Source organism: Sphingomonas sp. Mn802worker (assembly GCF_000382485.1).
Classification (GTDB): Bacteria; Pseudomonadota; Alphaproteobacteria; order Sphingomonadales; family Sphingomonadaceae; genus Sphingomonas.
Genome location: NZ_AORY01000014.1, coordinates 150,245 through 169,359, shown reverse-complemented (window position 1 = coordinate 169,359; position 19,115 = coordinate 150,245). Strand labels below are relative to the sequence as shown.

Annotated in this window: 19 protein-coding genes; 8 read left to right on the top strand and 11 right to left on the bottom strand. The window is 63.8% G+C overall.

The genetic code is table 11. The features are described 5' to 3' along the window. Positions 1 to 95: 95 nt before the first annotated feature. The gene (locus SMN802W_RS0113410) at positions 96 to 317 is read right to left on the bottom strand and encodes a hypothetical protein (protein WP_156818899.1); all 222 of its coding nucleotides are present in this window, start codon (positions 315 to 317) and stop codon (positions 96 to 98) included. Positions 318 to 786: 469 nt separating this feature from the next. Here SMN802W_RS0113410 and SMN802W_RS0113405 point away from each other — a divergent pair, with 469 nt between their 5' ends. Next, on the top strand, positions 787 to 1,401 hold the full coding sequence (locus SMN802W_RS0113405) for an SOS response-associated peptidase family protein (protein ID WP_019517432.1): 615 nt from the start codon (positions 787 to 789) through the stop codon (positions 1,399 to 1,401). A 7-nt stretch (positions 1,402 to 1,408) separates the two neighbouring features. After that, entirely contained in the window at positions 1,409 to 1,783 is a 375-nt protein-coding gene (locus tag SMN802W_RS17170; protein WP_019517431.1) for a hypothetical protein, read from the top strand. A gap of 16 nt (positions 1,784 to 1,799) precedes the next feature. On the opposite strand, the gene SMN802W_RS0113395 is transcribed toward SMN802W_RS17170, so the two are convergent. Beyond that, positions 1,800 to 2,453, bottom strand: a complete 654-nt coding sequence (locus SMN802W_RS0113395) for a TIGR02117 family protein (protein ID WP_037524081.1) — start codon at positions 2,451 to 2,453, stop codon at positions 1,800 to 1,802. 22 nt (positions 2,454 to 2,475) lie between these two features. Here SMN802W_RS0113395 and phhA point away from each other — a divergent pair, with 22 nt between their 5' ends. Beyond that, positions 2,476 to 3,342, top strand: a complete 867-nt coding sequence (phhA, locus tag SMN802W_RS0113390) for a phenylalanine 4-monooxygenase (RefSeq protein WP_019517429.1) — start codon at positions 2,476 to 2,478, stop codon at positions 3,340 to 3,342. Positions 3,343 to 4,329: 987 nt separating this feature from the next. Here phhA and SMN802W_RS17685 read toward each other — a convergent pair. The 3 genes from SMN802W_RS17685 to SMN802W_RS0113380 all read right to left on the bottom strand — a co-directional run bounded on the left by SMN802W_RS17685 (position 4,330) and on the right by SMN802W_RS0113380 (position 8,186). Beyond that, complete coding sequence (locus SMN802W_RS17685) at positions 4,330 to 4,782, bottom strand: hypothetical protein (RefSeq protein ID WP_156818898.1); 453 nt, start codon at positions 4,780 to 4,782, stop codon at positions 4,330 to 4,332. A 439-nt stretch (positions 4,783 to 5,221) separates the two neighbouring features. Beyond that, positions 5,222 to 5,788 carry a type I-E CRISPR-associated protein Cas5/CasD gene (locus SMN802W_RS19000; protein WP_083925789.1) on the bottom strand — a complete coding sequence of 189 codons (567 nt, stop codon included), beginning with the start codon at positions 5,786 to 5,788 and terminating at the stop codon, positions 5,222 to 5,224. Positions 5,789 to 6,020: 232 nt separating this feature from the next. After that, on the bottom strand, positions 6,021 to 8,186 hold the full coding sequence (locus tag SMN802W_RS0113380; protein WP_026326122.1) for a primosomal protein N': 2,166 nt from the start codon (positions 8,184 to 8,186) through the stop codon (positions 6,021 to 6,023). Between the two features lie 231 nt (positions 8,187 to 8,417). On the opposite strand from SMN802W_RS0113380, the gene SMN802W_RS0113375 reads away from it, so the two are divergent. Continuing rightward, positions 8,418 to 9,017, top strand: coding sequence for a DUF4197 domain-containing protein (locus tag SMN802W_RS0113375; RefSeq protein WP_019517425.1), 600 nt, complete (start codon positions 8,418 to 8,420; stop codon positions 9,015 to 9,017). Positions 9,018 to 9,036: 19 nt separating this feature from the next. Beyond that, on the top strand, positions 9,037 to 9,939 hold the full coding sequence (locus SMN802W_RS0113370) for a tyrosine recombinase XerC (RefSeq protein WP_019517424.1): 903 nt from the start codon (positions 9,037 to 9,039) through the stop codon (positions 9,937 to 9,939). 184 nt (positions 9,940 to 10,123) lie between these two features. Here SMN802W_RS0113370 and SMN802W_RS0113365 read toward each other — a convergent pair whose 3' ends face one another. The 5 genes from SMN802W_RS0113365 to SMN802W_RS0113345 form a co-directional block, all read right to left on the bottom strand. After that, positions 10,124 to 10,378, bottom strand: coding sequence for an ATP synthase F1 subunit epsilon (locus tag SMN802W_RS0113365; protein WP_019517423.1), 255 nt, complete (start codon positions 10,376 to 10,378; stop codon positions 10,124 to 10,126). After that, the gene (atpD, locus tag SMN802W_RS0113360; RefSeq protein WP_019517422.1) at positions 10,378 to 11,850 is read right to left on the bottom strand and encodes a F0F1 ATP synthase subunit beta; all 1,473 of its coding nucleotides are present in this window, start codon (positions 11,848 to 11,850) and stop codon (positions 10,378 to 10,380) included. The genes SMN802W_RS0113365 and atpD overlap by 1 nt, the downstream gene beginning before the upstream one ends. Before the next feature lie 24 nt (positions 11,851 to 11,874). After that, on the bottom strand, positions 11,875 to 12,765 hold the full coding sequence (locus SMN802W_RS0113355; protein ID WP_019517421.1) for a F0F1 ATP synthase subunit gamma: 891 nt from the start codon (positions 12,763 to 12,765) through the stop codon (positions 11,875 to 11,877). A 115-nt stretch (positions 12,766 to 12,880) separates the two neighbouring features. Further along, positions 12,881 to 14,410: a F0F1 ATP synthase subunit alpha gene (gene atpA, locus SMN802W_RS0113350; protein ID WP_019517420.1), complete on the bottom strand. Its 1,530-nt coding sequence runs from the start codon at positions 14,408 to 14,410 to the stop codon at positions 12,881 to 12,883. Positions 14,411 to 14,413: 3 nt separating this feature from the next. Then, complete coding sequence (locus SMN802W_RS0113345; protein ID WP_026326119.1) at positions 14,414 to 14,983, bottom strand: F0F1 ATP synthase subunit delta; 570 nt, start codon at positions 14,981 to 14,983, stop codon at positions 14,414 to 14,416. 299 nt (positions 14,984 to 15,282) lie between these two features. On the opposite strand from SMN802W_RS0113345, the gene SMN802W_RS0113340 reads away from it, so the two are divergent. Together SMN802W_RS0113340 and SMN802W_RS0113335 are read left to right on the top strand one after the other, a co-directional pair. Continuing rightward, positions 15,283 to 16,797, top strand: a complete 1,515-nt coding sequence (locus SMN802W_RS0113340; RefSeq protein ID WP_019517418.1) for a CpaF family protein — start codon at positions 15,283 to 15,285, stop codon at positions 16,795 to 16,797. A 69-nt stretch (positions 16,798 to 16,866) separates the two neighbouring features. Then, the gene (locus tag SMN802W_RS0113335; protein WP_019517417.1) at positions 16,867 to 18,051 is read left to right on the top strand and encodes a retropepsin-like aspartic protease; all 1,185 of its coding nucleotides are present in this window, start codon (positions 16,867 to 16,869) and stop codon (positions 18,049 to 18,051) included. Here SMN802W_RS0113335 and SMN802W_RS0113330 read toward each other — a convergent pair. Further along, entirely contained in the window at positions 18,048 to 18,263 is a 216-nt protein-coding gene (locus tag SMN802W_RS0113330) for a hypothetical protein (protein WP_156818897.1), read from the bottom strand. The two genes, SMN802W_RS0113335 and SMN802W_RS0113330, sit on opposite strands and share 4 nt — an antisense overlap. Positions 18,264 to 18,308: 45 nt before the next feature. Between SMN802W_RS0113330 and SMN802W_RS0113325 the strand changes: the two genes are divergently transcribed. Further along, complete coding sequence (locus SMN802W_RS0113325; RefSeq protein ID WP_026326117.1) at positions 18,309 to 19,112, top strand: class I SAM-dependent methyltransferase; 804 nt, start codon at positions 18,309 to 18,311, stop codon at positions 19,110 to 19,112. Positions 19,113 to 19,115 lie beyond the last annotated feature (3 nt).

The window sequence follows — 19,115 nt, the reverse complement described above, 5'->3', positions numbered from 1 at the left end:
AGAGGCCGCCGGCCTCCTCGCGCTCGCCCCGCCCCGCCCCGCACCCGCGCGTGACTGTCAACTTTCTCAACTTCCGCTTGGACTCACCCCCTACGTCAGCCCCGCCGATCGCCCCGAACCCGTCTGGTGGTGCGACCACGCCGACGCCTGGCGCACCCGCTTCCCCCGCCGACCATTTCTTCGGCGAGCAGTTCGGCGAATGGGGCGACCACGACTACCATCGCGAGCTCGACGAGGACGAGATCGACCAGATCGAGGCACCCCATCGCATCCAAGCCGCCGTCCGCCACATCACCGAAGGCCGCGAGCGCGACCAATGGTTCGCCGAGGCCGCCCGCTTCAGCGACGAGGACGAGGAAGAAAGCGACGACGCTCCCGCCGACCCCAAGTCAGACACCAGCCCGTCGCACAACACCGCCACCGCCGAACAACCCGACACCCCCGCCTCCGCCGCCGCCAAAGCGGACGACGAACAGCGCGATACCATCCCGACCCCTCCCGCCGCCAAAACCGCCACGTCGGTCAACGTCGAACAGCCCACTCCCGACCGACATTCAGCGGCTCACCCCGTGCCTATTGAGGTACCGGGCAACGGCGCCACGAACGCGACAACCGACACCGGCGGCACGCTCGCCACCCGAACCGCCGCTCCAGCCGCCTGTTCGATCTCGCCCAGCCCGCCTCCAGCCAGCCCGGCTCCGACCATAGCTCACGCCGCCAGCGCTATGCTCGCCATCCGCTCGCCCGCCCCTCGCCTCCCCGACCGCCACGCTCTAGCATTGCGCGATGTGCAACGAAGCCGCCCGCCGGATCGAACTCGGCCTCCTGCGACAGGATTTCCACGACCTGCGCATCCCGCTTCGCTTTCCCGAGGGGGCGCCCAACATGGCCCCGCTCGCCTCGATCCGGATCACCGACCCGACCGTCATCGTCCGCCCGGCCCCCGATGCACCCGGCGAGGCCGAACTCGTCACCCGCCGCTGGAGCTGGCCGGGCGCACACGGCCGCCCGGTTTACAATTACCGCTCCGACGACCGCAACATCGCGCGCGGGCGCTGCCTGATCCCCGTCGACGGCTTCTACGAATTCACCGCACCCACCGAACCGGGGCAGAAGCGCAAGACGAAGTGGCTGTTCACCCACGCGCGCGAACCCTGGTTCTGTATTGCCGGCGTGTGGCGCGACGACGCTGCGGTGGGGCAGGCCTTCGCCATGCTCACGACCCGCCCCGGGCCCGACATCGCCCCCTATCACGACCGCCAGGTGGTGGTGCTCGATCGCTCCGACTGGCGTGGATGGCTCGATGGCTCGGCTGCGTCCCGCGATCTCTGTCGTCCCGCCCCCGCTGGCACGCTTACGCCCACACGTGTCGACGGAACGCCTGCCCCGCCCGGCGGTTGACGTGGCGATGGCACAGAACAACCCCGCAACCCGCCGCAGCGCGAACCGCAAACCCGCCGACAAGCCGGTGAAGAAGACCAGCGGCGTCGCCGTCGCCGCCGGCATCGGCGCCGTCGCCGCCGGACTCTTCGGTGCGCTTCGCTTCGGCCTGTTCGACAAGCTGCTCGCCAGCCGCCCGTCCGCCGGCGAACACCCCGCCCCCGACCTCAAGCCCTCGACCCCGACCCCCGGCACCACCCGCGCGCCGGTCGACTTCCGCCCCGACCCCACCGCCGCCGTGCCCGCGAGCGAGCGCGAGTCGCTCCGCCCCGCCACCGGCCCCGCCCCGACGCTTGCCGCCACCCGCGGCGAACTCGCCAATCAGACCGGCGCCGCCAACTGATGGGATCGGCGGGCGCTCATAACCACCAGCCGACGGTCGCAGGAAAGGGCGTCCACACGCCCACCCTCACCCCGGCCGCTGCCAGCGCCCGCCCCGTCCACGTGTTGCAAGTATGCAGCGCATCATACCGCCCCCGCGCCGGATAAAAGGCATCATGCCCCGCATACCCGCGCACGCTTCGACCCTCGCCCAGGCTGGCCCGCACGAATTTCGCCAGCTGACGATACTCCCCCGGCCTCAGCACGATCCGACGAACATGCTCACCCCCGACCGGACGAGCGACATGTTCGACATGCAGCACCGTCATGTCACTCCCCAGCGCTGCCGCGATGACGGTTCCAACCCGGGCATCCCGCCACGTCGGCGTATCGACAAAGAACTGCCGCTCACCCCAACCAACCGCGACAAACGGGTAATCGGCATAAATGGGCTGACGGATAGCTTCCGCACCGAACACGCCACGCCAGTCTACGCCGGCAGCCTGCTTCGGCAGAACCAGATCGGTGTGGATGCCGTTGTCCTCCACCCAGATGGCCACACCGGTCTGCGGCTCGCTCCAGCCGGCGCTCGTCAGCAGCGCTCCTCCGATCAACCCCGCCGCCAGATACAGCTCCACAATGCCTACGACCACCCGCGCGCTTATTCTGAACAGCCGGGCTTGGCGTCGCATCGCGCACTGCTAGAACAAGCCCATGCCTGAGGAAACGCACGTTCTCACCGCCTCGCCCGCCGATGCCGCCGCCGACTGGACGATCGCGCAGAATTGGTCGAACTACACGCCCGAAGAACATGCAACTTGGGACACGCTGTTCGCCCGCCAGTCGAGATTGCTACCCGGACGCGCGAGCGAGGCATGGATGCGCGGGCTCGACGTCCTGCGCCTCGACAAACCCGGCATTCCCGACTTTGATGCGCTTTCTGATCGATTGATGAAGCTGACCGGTTGGCAGGTCGTCGCCGTTCCCGGTCTCGTGCCTGATGACGTCTTTTTCGACCATATGGCAAACCGGCGCTTCGTCGCTGGCAATTTCATCCGGCGCCCAGATCAGCTCGACTATCTGCAAGAACCAGACGTCTTTCATGACGTATTTGGCCACGTCCCGATGTTGGCCGATCCGATCTTTGCCGACTATCTCGAGGCCTATGGCAAAGGCGGGCAGCGCGCGCTGGGGCTCAATGCGTTGAAATACCTCGGACGGCTATATTGGTACACGGTCGAATTTGGGCTGGTCAAGGAAGGTGACGATCTTCGCATCTACGGCGCAGGCATCGTTTCATCGGCTGCGGAGAGTAGGTTCGCACTAGGTAGTTCAAGTCCCCACCGTATCGCATTCGATCTACCGCGAGTCATGCGAACCGAATACCGGATAGACGATTTTCAACAGAATTATTTTGTAATCCCTAGCTTCGACGAACTTCTGCGCGTAACAATCGAGACCGACTTTTCCCCGCTTTACGCAAGATTGAAGAACAAAATTGACATTCCTGTTGCTACACTGCTACCGGATGATCGAATTATTACACGCGGAAGCCAAGAGTACGTCGAACAACGTCAATAGAGTCTTTAGGGCTGTAGAATTATTTTAATTTGTCACCTGATCGTGTCCGGCTTGATAGTGGAAAGTAAATTAGGCTTTGTCGTAGTTGAGGATGATATTCGCACCAGCGCTATCAGGCAATTGTGACCGGATGCGCAAGCATCGTGTTATGCATGAGAAAATGGGCATCAACATGGAGTGTTTCGATGCTACCGCTTTGAGTTCCTAGCGGATTGTCCAACACACACTTCAAGCTCTGACAGCATAGGTCACAGGCAGTTAGTCGATCGACGTAACCACCAGCGCGGCGGCCGTTCAGGCATCATGACGCCGTCCCAACAAACAGGGTTATATGCAAAGAAGACCTTGAGTGTTGCGCGAAAGCTCGTCCTGCAACTTCACGCCTGCGCGCGCTTTGGGAGTTCCAAAATGTTACATCCTTGTGGCCGTTCGAGCGTGTTGGTTGAGGGTGAACCGAATCGGGTCGTCAGATGCCGTTTGAAGTTAGTCGCGACGTCACGTCAACGAAGTTTGCGGCAGGATGGTAGCGCTCTCTCGACTTCGACGGTCGGCATGTTGCGGATTGGCCCAGTAGTCAACGATGGCCGAATTATTCCGCCTAGTGCAGTCTGGCGTGTCGCTCGCCTCGAACTTAGGAACTCCTATCAACGTGCATGTCAATGTTGATGGGGCGAGGCGGTTACTGGGTAAGTCGCTGGCAGTTTGAACGAGCCGTTTTCGATTACTTATTTCTGGAAAACGTTCGCGCCCGGCGCAGCTACCCCGTGGCGGCACGACGTTTGTGGAAGATTGAGGGGCGATATTGTAGACGAGGCTGCGCCAAGCCGACCTTCACCTCAGGGCGGGCGAGGCCGATGGTTCGGATGAACAGTCCCATCTGGTCCTTCAGCCCGGCAAGGACGCGCTCGATGCGAGAACCCACGGCAGAGCGGTTCACATTAGATCCGGCGATACGCGATGACAGCGCCTTGCCTTGGATTTCTTGTGTTAGATGCGGCTGACCCGTCCGATCGCCTTCATCCAGGCTTCGTTGGCGTGGCTGCGATAGGTCATGTCCGCCCACACGTCGGAGGCCATGTTGTCGCGGGTCACCGGCGCGCAGCATCCGTCCGTCGAAGCAAGCACCACCGGTGACCTTGCCGCGTCGAACGAAGCCGTCGTGCCGACAGGTCGCGATGCTGCTCTTAAGTCGAGGCTGGGAATGGCGATGTCGATCCACGGCCAGCGATCCGACAACGCGCTAGCTTTGGCAAACTTCAGCGTCCAGCGTGCACCGGTGCCCTTCTGTGCCGGCTTGGTCGAGTTGTTCGGCCGTATCGCCGTGACGGTTCTGCTTGCTCTGATCGCTTGCCGCTCGGCTGCGGTGTGCTGCTTGCACGCTCTAACCAGCGTGGCGTCGACGATCTGTCTGGCCATCGGCAGAGATCTCCAGTCGCGCAAAGATCGGTCAAAGGCGGTGAACAGTGCGTTGATCGCTCTGGCACGGTCAGCTTCTTACTAAACAGCGTTATCGCATTCTCATCCGGCATCGCCGCACCCAGATCGAGGCCTAGGAACCATAGCTAGCTCAGCCGACCCCGGGTCAGAGACTTCGTCTTCGCATCGCTCACCGTGTTCTGTGCTGCCACAACCAGCACCTTGAACATCGCCACCGGGTCATAGGGCGGGCGGTCGTCTTTCATGCCGTCATCGTACCAGCGCCTACTTCAGCACCGGCCGGAACAGTTCAAATTTTACAAACCCGCGACATCGTCTCCATCGGATCGCCGCGCTTCGACAGCTGCTTCGAACAACCTTGCCTGACGCATTGCCGCTTCCGCCGGCGCACGCGATGGACCACCTCCAGGCAAATCACGTCAGGGCTATAAGCGGCGCTCAGCTAACTAGCGGTCAAGCTAGACCCTCTTACATCTACTACTCCATCAACTAGGCGTGCTCTAAAGAAAATTGGAAATCTATCCTTATCGCTCTTCTGCGTTCTTACCATCCATCCGAGGTCGAAGACACATGGATCAATTAGGTTCTGATTGATGTCGCAGACTTTAAAGGACCGTATGATACCGGGACATTCAGCAAGTCCCAGGTATACGTTCTGTGGCGTTGCCAGCGACTCATTGATTATGATCTGCAACTCTGCCTCTTCTTCCGCTGAGCAGCTGATACATGCCTCTACCACGTACCGGACGTCATCTAGTAAAAGCGCCCGCCTAGGACCACGATCACTAGAAACTTGATCCGAAATGAACTTAATAGGTTTGGCCACGCGGATGCGGTCAATCGACCATCGCCTCGGCCCCAGATGCAAAGCGTGCCTAAGGATTTGGTCCGCAGCATAAGGAGGTATGATGTCGTAAGAGACAAGATCAGTGGTAAATTCGGGACGACGAAAGCATGCTCGCGCGCCCTCGATTACGACTGATATTGAAACGGTATTCGTCTTGTTCACGAACCGTTCTTAGTACGTTCTACGCAGCGTGTACTGCGATCGATCCATTATCGATATATCTAAAATACTGTGTAATCGGGCTTTGTGGCACCTCTCCCTCGCCAGTCGGCAATTGGAGGATTACACCCCATGACGATCATCTTCTCAACCGCGTTGAACATCGCTCGCCGCACGCTGATCTTAAGGCTTCAACTTACAGCGAAGCCTGCCCGATCACACCCCAACCCGTGAGTCAGACAAAGCTATAAGGATCGACGTCAACGGCAACGCGCACCTTTGCTGGCCACGTCACTTCGCTCAACCAACGCCGTATCTCGTCTTGCATGCCAAGGGCCCTGCGTGCGTGCACCAGCAACCGAAAGCGATGTCGCCCACGCAGCATCGCCAATGGCGCTGGTGCGGGTCCGTAGACATGCATGCCTTTAATATCAGGCGCACAACGCGCGATCGACAGCGCCGTCGCCTGAGCCGCCGCCTTGTCCTCGCTCGACACGATGATCGCCGCATAGCGACCGAACGGCGGAGCTTCGGCGTCGCGACGAGCCCCTATCTCCGCTGCGTAAAAGGCATCTGAGTTGCCCGACACCAGCGCCTGCATCACCTGAGCTGACGAATTATGTGTTTGGATAAACACGTGCCCCGGCTTCTCACCGCGACCAGCACGACCTGAAACTTGCCTGATCTGCTGAAACGTTCGCTCCGACGCACGCAGATCTCCACCTTCCAACCCTAAATCAGCATCCACCACGCCCACAAGCGTTAGGTTCGGAAAGTGGTAGCCCTTGGTCACGAGCTGGGTACCAACAATAATGTCGATTGCGCCCGCGTTCATTTGCGCGACGAACTCAGCCGCCTTTGCCGGAGACCAGATGGTGTCTGAGGTAACTACCGCGGTGCGCGCCTCAGGCCACAATGTTGCAACCTCGTCCGCAATGCGCTCGACGCCTGGCCCACACGCGACCAGCGTGTCTTCACCTTGACAATCCGGGCAAAGCCGCGGGACCGGCTCAACGTGGCCGCAGTGGTGGCATGCCAGCCGTCGGGTCAGTCGGTGCTCGACCATCCACGCTGTGCAGTTCGGGCATTGAAAACGATGTCCGCAAGTTCGACACAACGTCAACGGCGCGTAACCGCGGCGATTTAGGAACAGCAGCGACTGTTCACCCTTGGCTAAATTTTCCTCAATCGCACCCACCAGCCTAGGCGCAAGCCATCGCCCACGCGGCGGAGGGTCGGTGATCAGGTCAATGGTCTCGATCGCAGGCATCTTCGCCGCGCCGAAGCGCTGCGGCAGTTTAACCTCTGCGTAATTACCCAGCTCAACTTGCTGCCGCGTCTCAATCGCTGGCGTGGCTGAGGCAAGGATCACAGGACACCCTTCGAATTTCCCGCGCATTACAGCCACGTCTCGCGCGTGGTAATGAACGCCGTCCTCCTGCTTGAAGCTCGTCTCATGTGCCTCATCGACAACGATCAGGGCCAGGTCGGCATAAGGAAGAAATAGCGCGGAACGTGCGCCGACCGTTACCCGTGCCGATCCGCTCGCGATCGCTCGCCACGCACGTCGACGCTCCGTTGCGCGCAGGCCTGAGTGCCATGCCACCGGTTCGCAACCAAACCGCCCCTTAAATCGGGCAAGAAAGGGCTCGGTAAGAGCAATCTCAGGTAGCAGCACCAAAACCTGCCGCCCTTTTCGAACAGCCTCTGCTACCGCTTCGAAATACACCTCGGTCTTGCCCGACCCGGTCACCCCATCAAGCAAGGTTGGACTGAATGCTCGCGCGTCTACGTCCGCCACCAACCTAGCCGATGCCACTTCCTGCTCGTCAGACAGGCTGGGCGGGGCATGTGCCGGATTAGGTTGGGGATAGGGCAAGTCGATATCGACCTCGACCTGTTCGACCGCGCCCGATTTCACCAGACCGCGAATCACCGTGTCACTCACCCCCGCAATCTCGGCGAGTTCGCGAATCAGCCCTTGTCTGTCATCAAGCCTGCTCAACGCCTGCCTGCGCTGTGCGGTGAGACGGTCTGGGACACTACCGGTCGCACGATACTCGATCACCGTTCGCGATGCCTCGATCGCAGTCATGGAAAGTGCCATTCGCGCGACCACTGCGACGGGTGCGAGGTAATAATCCGCCGTCCACTCGATCAAGCGTCTGAGCGGTGCGGGGAGCGGCGGCACATCTGCGACCGCCAGCAAGTTACGAAGGCGGTTGTCGCCTACCTCTGCATCGGATGGGAGCCGCTCTGCCTCCCACACCACACCGGTCACCTGGCGCGGGCCTAGCGGTACGACAACGATCGAACCGAGCTCGACCCACATCCCGTGTGGCACCCGATAATCCAGCGGACCCAGTGCGGCATTCAGGACGAGGACACGGGCTCGAGACATCGTTTCAATATGTAGGTATGCCGGCGAAATGACAAAGCCGCGAGATCGTTCAGGCCTCGTTATTGGACACGCCTTAGCAGGATGCGCTGTGTACCCTGGAGAAGGACAATGATGCCAAGTGGGACAAAATCGTCGATTGACGCAGTTGGTCGGCGCGCGTTCGTGACCGGAAGCTTACTCGGTTCGGCGATGCTGCTATCAGGGTGTGCTACGATCGGCGCAGAGGGGAGCTTGGATGAAGCACTCCGTCGCCTGCTGACCATCTCGACGCAGCGAGCGGTGACCCGGCTGGCGGCGGACAATGGGTATCTGAACGATGCCGTGGCACGCATCACCTTGCCGGACACCACGGCGTACGGCGACCGATCGGGCGCGGTGCTCGGTGCGTTGTTGCGATCACGACCGGTGCAGGATCAAATGCTTCGTTTGGTAAACGACGCGGCGGGCGAGGCAGCCGATCGTGCTGCGCCCGTCATACTCGACGCGATCCGCAACCTGAGCTTCACCGATGCGGTAGGGATTGCACGCGGTGGGCCGACCGCGGGCAGTAACTATCTTGAGCGCGCCATCGGTCCGCGCATCATTGATGCCATGCTTCCAGAAGTTGGCGCGGCTTTGCGCAGCTTCGATGGCAACGGCGTCCTAGGACCGGTGCTCGGCGCGGCGACCGGCATCAATATCGTCGGCTTGCAGCGTATGGTGGCGACGTCGGCTGCCCGAGGTTTGTGGCGCGCGATCGGGCGTGAGGAGGCGGCAATCCGCGCCGACCCGCGTTCTGCACGTGATCCGCTGGTCGAGTCGATCTTCGCGGGCGGTCGCCTGCTCGGTTGACATCCATTAAGCAAGGGTGATGCAAGGTCCGGCATTCGAGTTCAGCATCTACCTAGCACAGCAGCGGCGGCGCTCGATCCACACGGTGCGCGCGTATCGGAGCGCAGCCGAGCGATTTGTCGCCTTCTTGACGGACCACTGGGGTGCTGTTGTCGATCGTGCGTCGCTTGCTCGCGTCGAAGCGGCTGATCTGCGCGCATACCTTGCCAGCCGCGTGGTTGGTGTAGGGGAGCGGACGAAGGGGCTTTCCAACGCATCCGCCGCGCGCGAGCTGTCTGCCGTACGCGCATTTCTTGCCTGGGCAAATGACGAAGGTGCCGCGCCGACGTTCAAGGGGCCGCGAGTCAAGAAAGGAGTTCCGCGACCGATATCCCCGCTTGATGCGGTGGCGCTCGCCGCTGAGGTGGCGGAGGAGAGCGAGGAGCCATGGGTCGGCGCACGCGATTGGGCCGTGCTGCTGCTGCTCTATGGCGCGGGGTTGCGGATCGGTGAGGCGCTGGCGCTGGCCGGGGCGGCGCTGCCGCTCGGCGAGACATTGGTCGTGACCGGCAAGCGCACGAAGACGCGGATCGTGCCACTGTTGCCCGAGGTGCGGGCGGCAATCGAGGATTATGCCGGGCGTGTGCCATGGCCGCTGGAGCGTGACCAGCCATTGTTTCGCGGGGTTCGTGGCGGCGGCTTGTCGGCCGGTGTCGTGCGGGTGAAGGTGCAGCGCGCGCGCGGGAAGCTGGGTCTGTCCGACCGTACCACGCCGCATGCGCTGCGGCACAGTTTCGCGACGCACCTGCTCGGACGGGGAGCGGACCTGCGTGCACTCCAGGAACTGCTCGGCCATGCGAGTCTGAGTTCGACACAGGTGTACACGCAGGTCGATGCCGCGCACCTGATGGATGTCTATCGCAACGCGCATCCGCGTGCCTGACCGAGTGGAAGTTGAGAAAGTTGACATTCACGCGCGCACACGCGGGCATATGTCAACTTCGCTTGTAAAGGGGCAGCAGGTCATGGTGTCGCGCTAGCGACACAGGTCCGCGTAGGACAGCTGCGGACCAGCCGGCGCAGCGATGCAGGCGGCAGCAGCGTGCAACGCGCTGCTGCCAGTCAGATCATTCGGCGTGTTCGGCCAGGACGGTCAGCCCGCGTGCGTTGACTTCGGCCAGACCGCCGCGGACCACGATCGTCTCGGGCACTGCGCCCTGCGCCTTTTGCACCAGCACGTTGCCGTCGCGGATCGTCGCCATGAGTGGCGCGTGGCCTTCAAGCACCGCGAAGTCGCCCTCGGTACCCGGCACGGTCACCATATAGACCTCGTCCGAGCGCACGAGGCGCTCGGGCGTGACCAGTTCGAAGTGGAGCGCCATTACGCCTCCTGCGCCAGCTTCTCGGCCTTGGCGACGACCTCGTCGATGCCGCCGACCATGTAGAACGCCGCCTCGGGCAGATGGTCGTACTCGCCGTTCACCACCGCCTTGAACGAGCGGATCGTGTCGTCGAGCTGAACGAACTTGCCCGGGATGTTGGTGAACACCTCCGCGACGTGGAACGGCTGCGACAGGAAGCGCTGGATCTTGCGCGCGCGGCTGACGGTCAGCTTATCCTCTTCGGACAATTCGTCCATGCCGAGGATGGCGATGATGTCCTGCAGCGACTTGTACTTCTGCAGCGTCGCCTGCACCGCACGCGCGGTTTCGTAGTGATCCTGACCGACCGTGCGCGGTTCCAGCACGCGGCTGGTCGAGTCGAGCGGATCGACCGCCGGGTAGATGCCCAGCTCCGAGATCGCGCGGTTGAGCACGGTGGTCGCGTCCAAGTGCGCGAACGAGGTCGCCGGCGCCGGGTCGGTCAGATCGTCCGCGGGGACGTAGACGGCCTGCACCGAGGTAATCGAGCCCTTGTTGGTCGAGGTGATCCGCTCCTGCAACGCACCCATGTCGGTCGACAAGGTCGGCTGATAGCCCACCGCCGACGGAATACGGCCGAGCAGCGCCGATACCTCTGCACCCGCCTGCGTGAAGCGGAAGATGTTGTCGACGAAGAAGAGCACGTCCTGCCCCTCCTGGTCACGGAAGTACTCCGCGATCGCGAGCCCAGAGAGGGCCACGCGAGCGCGTGCCCCGGGGGGCTCGTTCATCTGGCCGTATACCAGCGCGACCTTCGAGCCCTCGCTGATCGCGTTGCCGTCGGCATCCTTGGCGATGACGCCCGCGTCAAGGAACTCGTGATAAAGGTCGTTGCCCTCGCGGGTACGCTCACCCACGCCCGCGAACACCGACGTGCCGCCGTGGCCCTTGGCGATGTTGTTGATGAGCTCCTGGATCAGCACGGTCTTGCCGACGCCGGCGCCGCCGAACAGGCCGATCTTGCCGCCCTTCGCGTACGGCGCGAGCAGGTCGATGACCTTGATCCCGGTGACGAGGATCGCGCTCTCGGTCGACTGATCGACGAACAGCGGGGCCGAGGCGTGGATCGGCGCGCGCAGGTCGGTCTGCACCGGACCGCGCTCATCGATCGGCTCACCAACGACATTCAGGATGCGGCCGAGCGTCATCGGACCGACCGGCACGGTGATCTGGTTGCCGGTGTCGGTCACGTTCTGGCCGCGGGTCAGCCCCTCGGTCGAGTCCATCGCGATCGTGCGGACGGTGTTCTCGCCCAGGTGCTGCGCAACCTCAAGCACGAGGCGGTTACCGTTGTTGTCGGTCTCGAGCGCCGAGAGGATCGCGGGCAGGTGGTTGTCGAACGACACGTCGACGACGGCGCCGATCACCTGGCTGATGCGGCCAACATTGTTGCTGCCCGACACGTTGGGGCGATCATCGAGGACGGTAGCCATGTTCTGGTTCCTGCTTCTGAATGCTTAAAGCGCTTCGGCGCCGGAGATGATCTCGACCAGCTCGGTCGTGATCGCGGCCTGACGCGTGCGGTTGTACTGGATCGAAAGGCGATTGATCATGTCCCCGGCGTTGCGGGTGGCGTTATCCATCGCGTTCATGCGGCTGCCCTGCTCCGACGCGGCGTTTTCGAGCAGCGCGCGAAACACCTGCACCGCGACGTTACGCGGCAGCAGGTCAGCGAGGATCTTCTCCTCGCTCGGCTCATACTCGACCGCGGCGTCGCCGTCGTTTGACAGCGTCGGCGCGAGCTTGGGATCACGCGTCGGGACCGAGACCGGAATGATCTGCTGCGTGGTCGGGATCTGCACCAGCGCTGACTGGAACTTGGCGTAGAACAGGTGCGCCATGTCGAACTCGCCAGCGGCGTAGCGCGCGAGCAGGTCATCAGCGATCGCCTTCGCCTCATCGAAGCGCGCGACCTTCATCGTCGACAGATCGTGGTCGGCGACGACGCCGGTCGGATAGAAGCGCTTGATCACGCGGCCCTTGCGCCCGACCGTGTAAAAACGAACGGTCTTGCCCGCGGCCTCAAGCTCCTCGGCCTTGCGGCGCGCGGCGCGGACGATGTTGGTGTTGAACGCACCCGCCAGACCACGCTCGGAAGTGACGACCACCAGCATGTGGACCTGATCCTTGCCGGTACCCGCGAGCAAGGGCGACGCGCCCTCCCCGCCTGCGCGCGCGGCGAGGCTGGCGACCACGCTCTCGATCCGCTCGGCATAGGGGCGACCGGCCATCGCCGCTTCCTGCGCGCGGCGCAGCTTGGCGGCGGCGACCATCTTCATCGCCTTGGTGATCTTCTGGGTCGATTTGACCGAGTTGATCCTGATCTTGAGGGCCTTAAGAGACGCCATTCATTTCCTCTTACCGTCACCGCGAGCGGATCAGGATCAGCGTTCGTCCGGGCCGTGTCGCTTGGGGCGGCCCTTCTCCCAACCCTCTCCCCGGCGGGAAGAGGGCTTTGTTCTCTTACGCGAAGGTCTTCGCGAAAGAGTCGAGCGCGCTCTTCAGCTTGCCCTCGCTGTCCTTGCTCAGCTCGCGGCTGTCGCGGATCGCGGTCAGCACGTCGGCGTGTTGTTCGCGCATGAAGCTGAGCATCGCGGACTCGTAGCGCACCACGTCCTGCACCGCGACCTGATCGAGATAACCGTTGGTGCCCGCGAAGATCGACACCGTCTGCTCCTCGAACGGCATCGGGTTGAACTGCGGCTGCTTGAGCAGCTCGGTCAGGCGGGCGCCGCGGTTGAGCAGCTTCTGCGTCGAGGCATCGAGGTCCGAGCCGAACTGCGCGAACGCCGCCATCTCACGGTATTGCGCCAGCTCAAGCTTGATCGAGCCCGACACCTTCTTCATCGCCTTGGTCTGCGCGGCGCCACCGACGCGGCTGACCGACAGGCCGACGTTGATCGCAGGGCGGACACCGGCGAAGAACAGGTCGGTTTCGAGGAAGATCTGGCCGTCGGTGATCGAGATCACGTTGGTCGGAATGTAGGCCGACACGTCGCCCGCCTGCGTCTCGATGATCGGCAGCGCGGTCAGCGACCCGGCGCCGTTCGCCTCATTCATCTTCGCCGCGCGCTCAAGCAGGCGCGAGTGGAGATAGAAGACGTCACCCGGATAGGCTTCACGGCCCGGCGGACGGCGCAGCAGCAGCGACATCTGGCGATAGGCGACCGCCTGCTTCGACAGATCGTCGAACACGATGACGGCATGCATCCCGTTATCGCGGAAATACTCGCCCATCGCGGTCCCGGTGTAGGGCGCGAGGAACTGCAGCGGCGCAGGGTCCGAGGCAGTCGCGGCGACGACGATGGAATATTCCATCGCACCGTTTTCCTCCAGCGTGCGGACGAGCTGAGCGACCGTCGACCGCTTCTGACCAACCGCGACATAGACGCAGTAGAGCTTCTTCGATTCGTCGGTGCCGGCGTTCGCCTGCTTCTGGTTGATGAAGGTGTCGATCGCGATCGCCGACTTGCCGGTCTGACGATCGCCGATGATCAGCTCGCGCTGGCCACGGCCGACCGGCACCAGCGCGTCGATCGCCTTCAGGCCCGTCTGCACCGGCTCATGCACCGACTTGCGCGGAATGATGCCGGGCGCCTTGACCTCGACGCGGCTGCGCTGGTCCGAGACGATCGGGCCCTTGCCGTCGATCGGGTTGCCGAGGCCGTCGACGACGCGCCCGAGCAGCCCCTTGCCGACGGGGACGTCGACGATGGTGCCGGTGCGGCGAACGGTGTCGCCTTCCTTGATCTCCGAATCCGAGCCGAACAGCACGACGCCGACGTTGTCGGCCTCGAGGTTCAGCGCCATGCCCTGCACGCCGTTGGCGAACTCGACCATCTCGCCCGCCTGGACGTTATCGAGGCCGTAGATGCGCGCGATGCCGTCGCCGACCGACAGCACCTGGCCGGTCTCGCTGACCTGTGCCTCGGTGCCGAAATTGGCGATCTGATCCTTGATGACGCGGGAGATTTCAGCGGCGCGGATGTCCATTACTCAGCCTTTCATCGCGCTGGCGAGCGCATTCAAACGGGTGCGGATCGACGAATCGATCATCTGGGAACCGATGCGGACCACGAGGCCGCCGAGCAGGTCGGGATCGACCGAGAGGTCGACCGACACCTCGCGTCCGACGCGGGTTCGCAGCTGCTGCTTCAGCTCGGCGACCTGATCGTCGGAAAGCGGGTGCGCGCTGGTCACCTCGGCAGTCGTCTCGCCGCGGTGACGTGCAGCGAGCTGGCGATAGGCGCGGATGATCGCGGGAAGGTGTCCCAGGCGGCGGTTCTCGGCAAGGACGCCGAGGAAGCTCTTGGTGGTGGCGTCGACGCCCAGTTCGTCGGCGGTGGCGAGCACGGCCTTGGCCGCTTCGCCACGCGCGACGAGTGGCGACGAGGTCAGCGTGCGGAAATCGGCTGACTGATCGAGCGCGTCGCGGACGCGCGACAGGCTCTGCTCGACCTCGTTGACCGTGCGCGCATCGACCGCGAGATCGAACAAAGCGGTGGCGTAGCGTCCGCCCAGGCTCGCCTGGATGCTGCTACCGTGTGTGCCGCTGGAACTATCCACGCGATCCGAATTCCTTGCCTAACAATGTCCGCGTCCAGGAGCGCTGGTCGCCTGAGGATTTTTCCCCGAGCGAGCGCAATGGCGCGCAAACGGCGCCTCGCAAGGGTTGGCGGGCGGGTAGCATCGGTCCCCGCGATTGACAACCGGGGACGCGTGCCTGCGTGAAACGATGATGAACGTCAGATGATCCGCGTGTCACCTCACAAGCCAACGCCTCACGAAGGCTGAACGCGGCATTAGGTAAATCGCAAGCCTTGCCGCGCTACGCCAACCTCAAGAACCGTAAGGATCGTGGTGGAATGAACGCGTTCGGGCGTCGTAACAATATCGGTGGTGCAGCGGCGCGACCCGGCTTCGGCGTTGCGCGCCCGATGCAGGGCGGCGGGTTCCAGAAGCCTGAGCCGTCAGGGGAGCAGTTCCCCGCACTCGATACGCTGACGCTGCCCGCGGCGGAGGAGTCGCTGGTGCCCGCGTCGCAGCTCGATGCGATGCAGCGATTGGCCGACCGCCAGGCGGCGTCGGGTGAGGCTGGATCGAGCCGGGTCGAGGGGTTCGAGGCATCGATCCACCGCATCAAGGAGCAGGTGCTGCCGCGTCTGCTGGAACGCGTCGACCCTGAGGCCGCGGCGACGCTCGGCAAGGACGAGTTGGCGGAGGAATTCCGCCCGATCATCGGCGAGGTGCTGGCCGAGCTGCGGCTGACGCTCAACCGGCGCGAGCAGTTCGCGCTGGAAAAGGTGCTGGTCGACGAGTTGCTCGGGCTCGGGCCGCTCGAGGAGTTGCTGGCGGACGCCGACATCAGCGACATCATGGTCAACGGCCCGGACCAGACCTTTGTCGAGCGCAAGGGCAAGCTCGAACTCGCACAGATTCAGTTTCGCGACGAGGAGCATCTGTTCCAGATCGCACAGCGTATCTGCAACTCGGTCGGCCGCCGCGTCGACCAGACCACGCCGCTGGCCGACGCGCGCCTGAAGGACGGCAGCCGCGTCAATGTTATCGTGCCGCCGCTGAGCCTGAAAGGCACGGCGATCTCGATCCGCAAGTTCTCCGCCAAGCCGATCACGCTCGACATGATGGCGGGGTTCGGCAGCATGTCGACCAAGATGGCGACCGCGCTGAAGATCGCGGGTGCGTGCCGGTTCAACGTCGTCATCTCGGGCGGTACCGGCTCGGGCAAGACGACGATGCTGAATGCCTTGTCCAAGATGATCGACCCGGGCGAGCGCGTGCTGACGATCGAGGACGCGGCCGAGCTGCGGCTGCAACAGCCGCACTGGCTGCCGCTGGAAACGCGCCCCGCCAATCTTGAAGGTCAGGGCGAGATCAGCATCCGCGACCTCGTGAAAAACGCGCTGCGTATGCGCCCGGACCGCATCATCCTGGGCGAAATTCGTGGCAGCGAGTGTTTCGACATGCTCGCCGCGATGAACACCGGCCACGACGGATCGATGTGCACGCTCCACTCCAATTCCCCGCGCGAAGCGCTGGCGCGTATGGAGAACATGGTCATGATGTCGGACATCAAGGTGCCCAAGGAAGCGATCAGCCGTCAGATCGCCGACTCGGTCGACATGATCATCCAGGTCAAGCGCCTGCGCGACGGCAGCCGCCGCGTCACCAACATCACCGAGGTGATCGGGATGGAAGGCCCTGTCATCGTGACGCAGGAATTGTTCAAGTTCGAGTATCTGGACGAGAGCGCCGACGGCAAGATCATCGGCGAGTATCGCGCCATGGGGCTGCGCCCGTATACGATCGACAAGGCCAAGCAGTTCGGGTTCGACCAAGCGTTTCTGGAAGCCTGCCTGTAAGAGGCCTGTTTGTAAGAGGCTGGGCGAAACAGGCGTGACCCGCCGAGCAAGCGCGCTACAACGCCGCTCGTGTCGATCATTCTTGCCCTCGCCGCCGCGCTCGCACCCGTTTCAGCAGCGCCTGCCGCCGCCGATTTCGACAAAGGCACGCAGACGCTGTCGCCCGACCATGAGACGCGCTGGATCCCGTTCGAGTTCACGCCGGGCAACCAGATCCGCTTCGTGATGGCGCTGGAAGGCAAGCCGGCAAGCGCGATCCTAGATACCGGTGTCAGCTATTCGGTGCTTGCGAAGCGCTACGCCGAGGCGCAGCACCTGCGCGTGCGCGGCGATGCCAAGGCCGATGTAATCGGCGGATCGGTGCCGGTCGGCTGGATCGCGACGCGCATGCTGGCAATTGGCGGCCTGAGGCGCGAGGGCGGCCGGCTGGTCGTCGCCGATCTGCCCGCCGCCGCCACGGGAAGCGCGACCGCGGTCGACCTGCTCGTCGGCCGCGACCTGACCGCGGGCTATGCGCTTGACATCGATTATGCCGGGCGGCGCTTCCGTTTTCTGAAGTCCGGACGTACGCCGTTCGCGGGCACATCGTCGCCGCTGTCGATCGCGCCCGAACGCCTGGTTTATGTCAGTTCGGTCGTGCTCGGCGGCGCGGAGTTGCGCCCGATGGTGGTCGATACCGGCGACGGTTCGGCGATCACACTGAACAAGGCGGGCTGGAACACCGCGCAGATGTCGAGCCGCGCGACTACCACCACCGTGTCGTTCGGGCTCGCGGGCCCGGTCGTCAGCGAAGTCGCGGTCGTGCCGCAGATGGTTGTGGGCAAGACGATCGCGAAGAACGTCGAGGTGCGGGTCGAGCCGAGCGGCGGTTTTTCCGACAAGATCGGGGTCGCGGGTCGGATCGGATCGGGGTTCCTGCAGAATTACCGCGTGCTGCTCGATCCCACCGCCGGGCAGATGCTGCTGTCACCCGGAACCAGTGCGGACCAGCCGCCGCTCAGGTCGACCAGCGGGCTGCTGCTGGGCATCGCGCAAGATCGTTTGAAGGTGCTGCACGTCATGCGCGGCGGACCCGCGGCGGCGGCGGGATGGCGCGGCGGCGACCTGATCTGCCGCGTCGACGGACAGCCGGTGACGCCCGCCTATGCCACCAGCCCGCTCGCGCGCTGGACCGCCGGCGCGGCTGGGCGAACCGTCGCGCTGACCTTGTGCGACGGCACACAGCGACAGCTGACGCTCGCCAACTTCTACTAGCCCTTCGCCACCAGCAGCAGCGCGACCGCGAGCAGGAGCAGCGCAAGCATCTGCACCCCGCGCCAGTCGAGCAGCCCGACCGCGTCGGGATCGACGCGCATCGTGCCCCGCCGCTCACGCCACGCCGCAAAGAGCGCGAGCAGCAGCGCCAGGATCGCGACGATCCCGGCGGCTAGCGGCACCTCGCTCGCATCGTTCAGCACTTGTGCCACGTCCATCGCTCGTCCAGCCTGCACGCATCAAACACAGGAGGTTCGATGCCCCGTTCCACGTTTCTCGCGCGCTCCGCGCTTATCCTTCCCGCATTGGCGCTGAGTATCGCCGTTCACGCCGCGACGCCGAAAGCCGACCCCGCGATATCGCGCGCGATCGCCGATCCGGCGCGCAGCGAAGCCGACCGCGCGCGCGATCGTTACCGGCACCCGGCCGAGACGCTCGCCTTCTTCGGCGTGACCCCGGCGAAGAAGGTGGTCGAATACAATCCGAGCGGTGGCTGGTACAGCCAGATCCTCGCGCGCGTGCCCGCAAGCGGCGGCAGCTACACTGCACTCGTCACCTCGGCGAAGGCTGCAGAGGGTGCGAAACAGATGCTCGCAGCGAAGTCGCTGACCGGCAGTGTCGCGACGCTCGATCCGGCGACCGGCGCATCGACGGTGCCCGCGAACAGCCAGGACGTGGTGCTGACGTTCCGCAACGTCCACAATCTGACGATGGCGGGCGGGCAGTCGGCGGCGAACGTGTTCAAGGCATGGTTCACGATGCTCAAGCCCGGCGGAACGCTCGGCATCGTCGACCATCGCCTGCCGGAGAAGGCCGATGCGGCGCGCGAACGCGAGAGCGGTTACCTGAAGGTATCGACAATCCGTCGGCTGGCGGAGGAAGCCGGGTTCAAGCTGGCGGGATCGTCGGAGGTCAACGCCAATCCGAAGGACACGACCGATCATCCGAAGGGGGTGTGGACGCTGCCACCGACCTATGCCGCGGGCGACACCGATCGCGCCAAATATGCCGCGATCGGCGAAAGCGACCGGATGACGCTGCGCTTCGTCAAGCCACGCTGAACT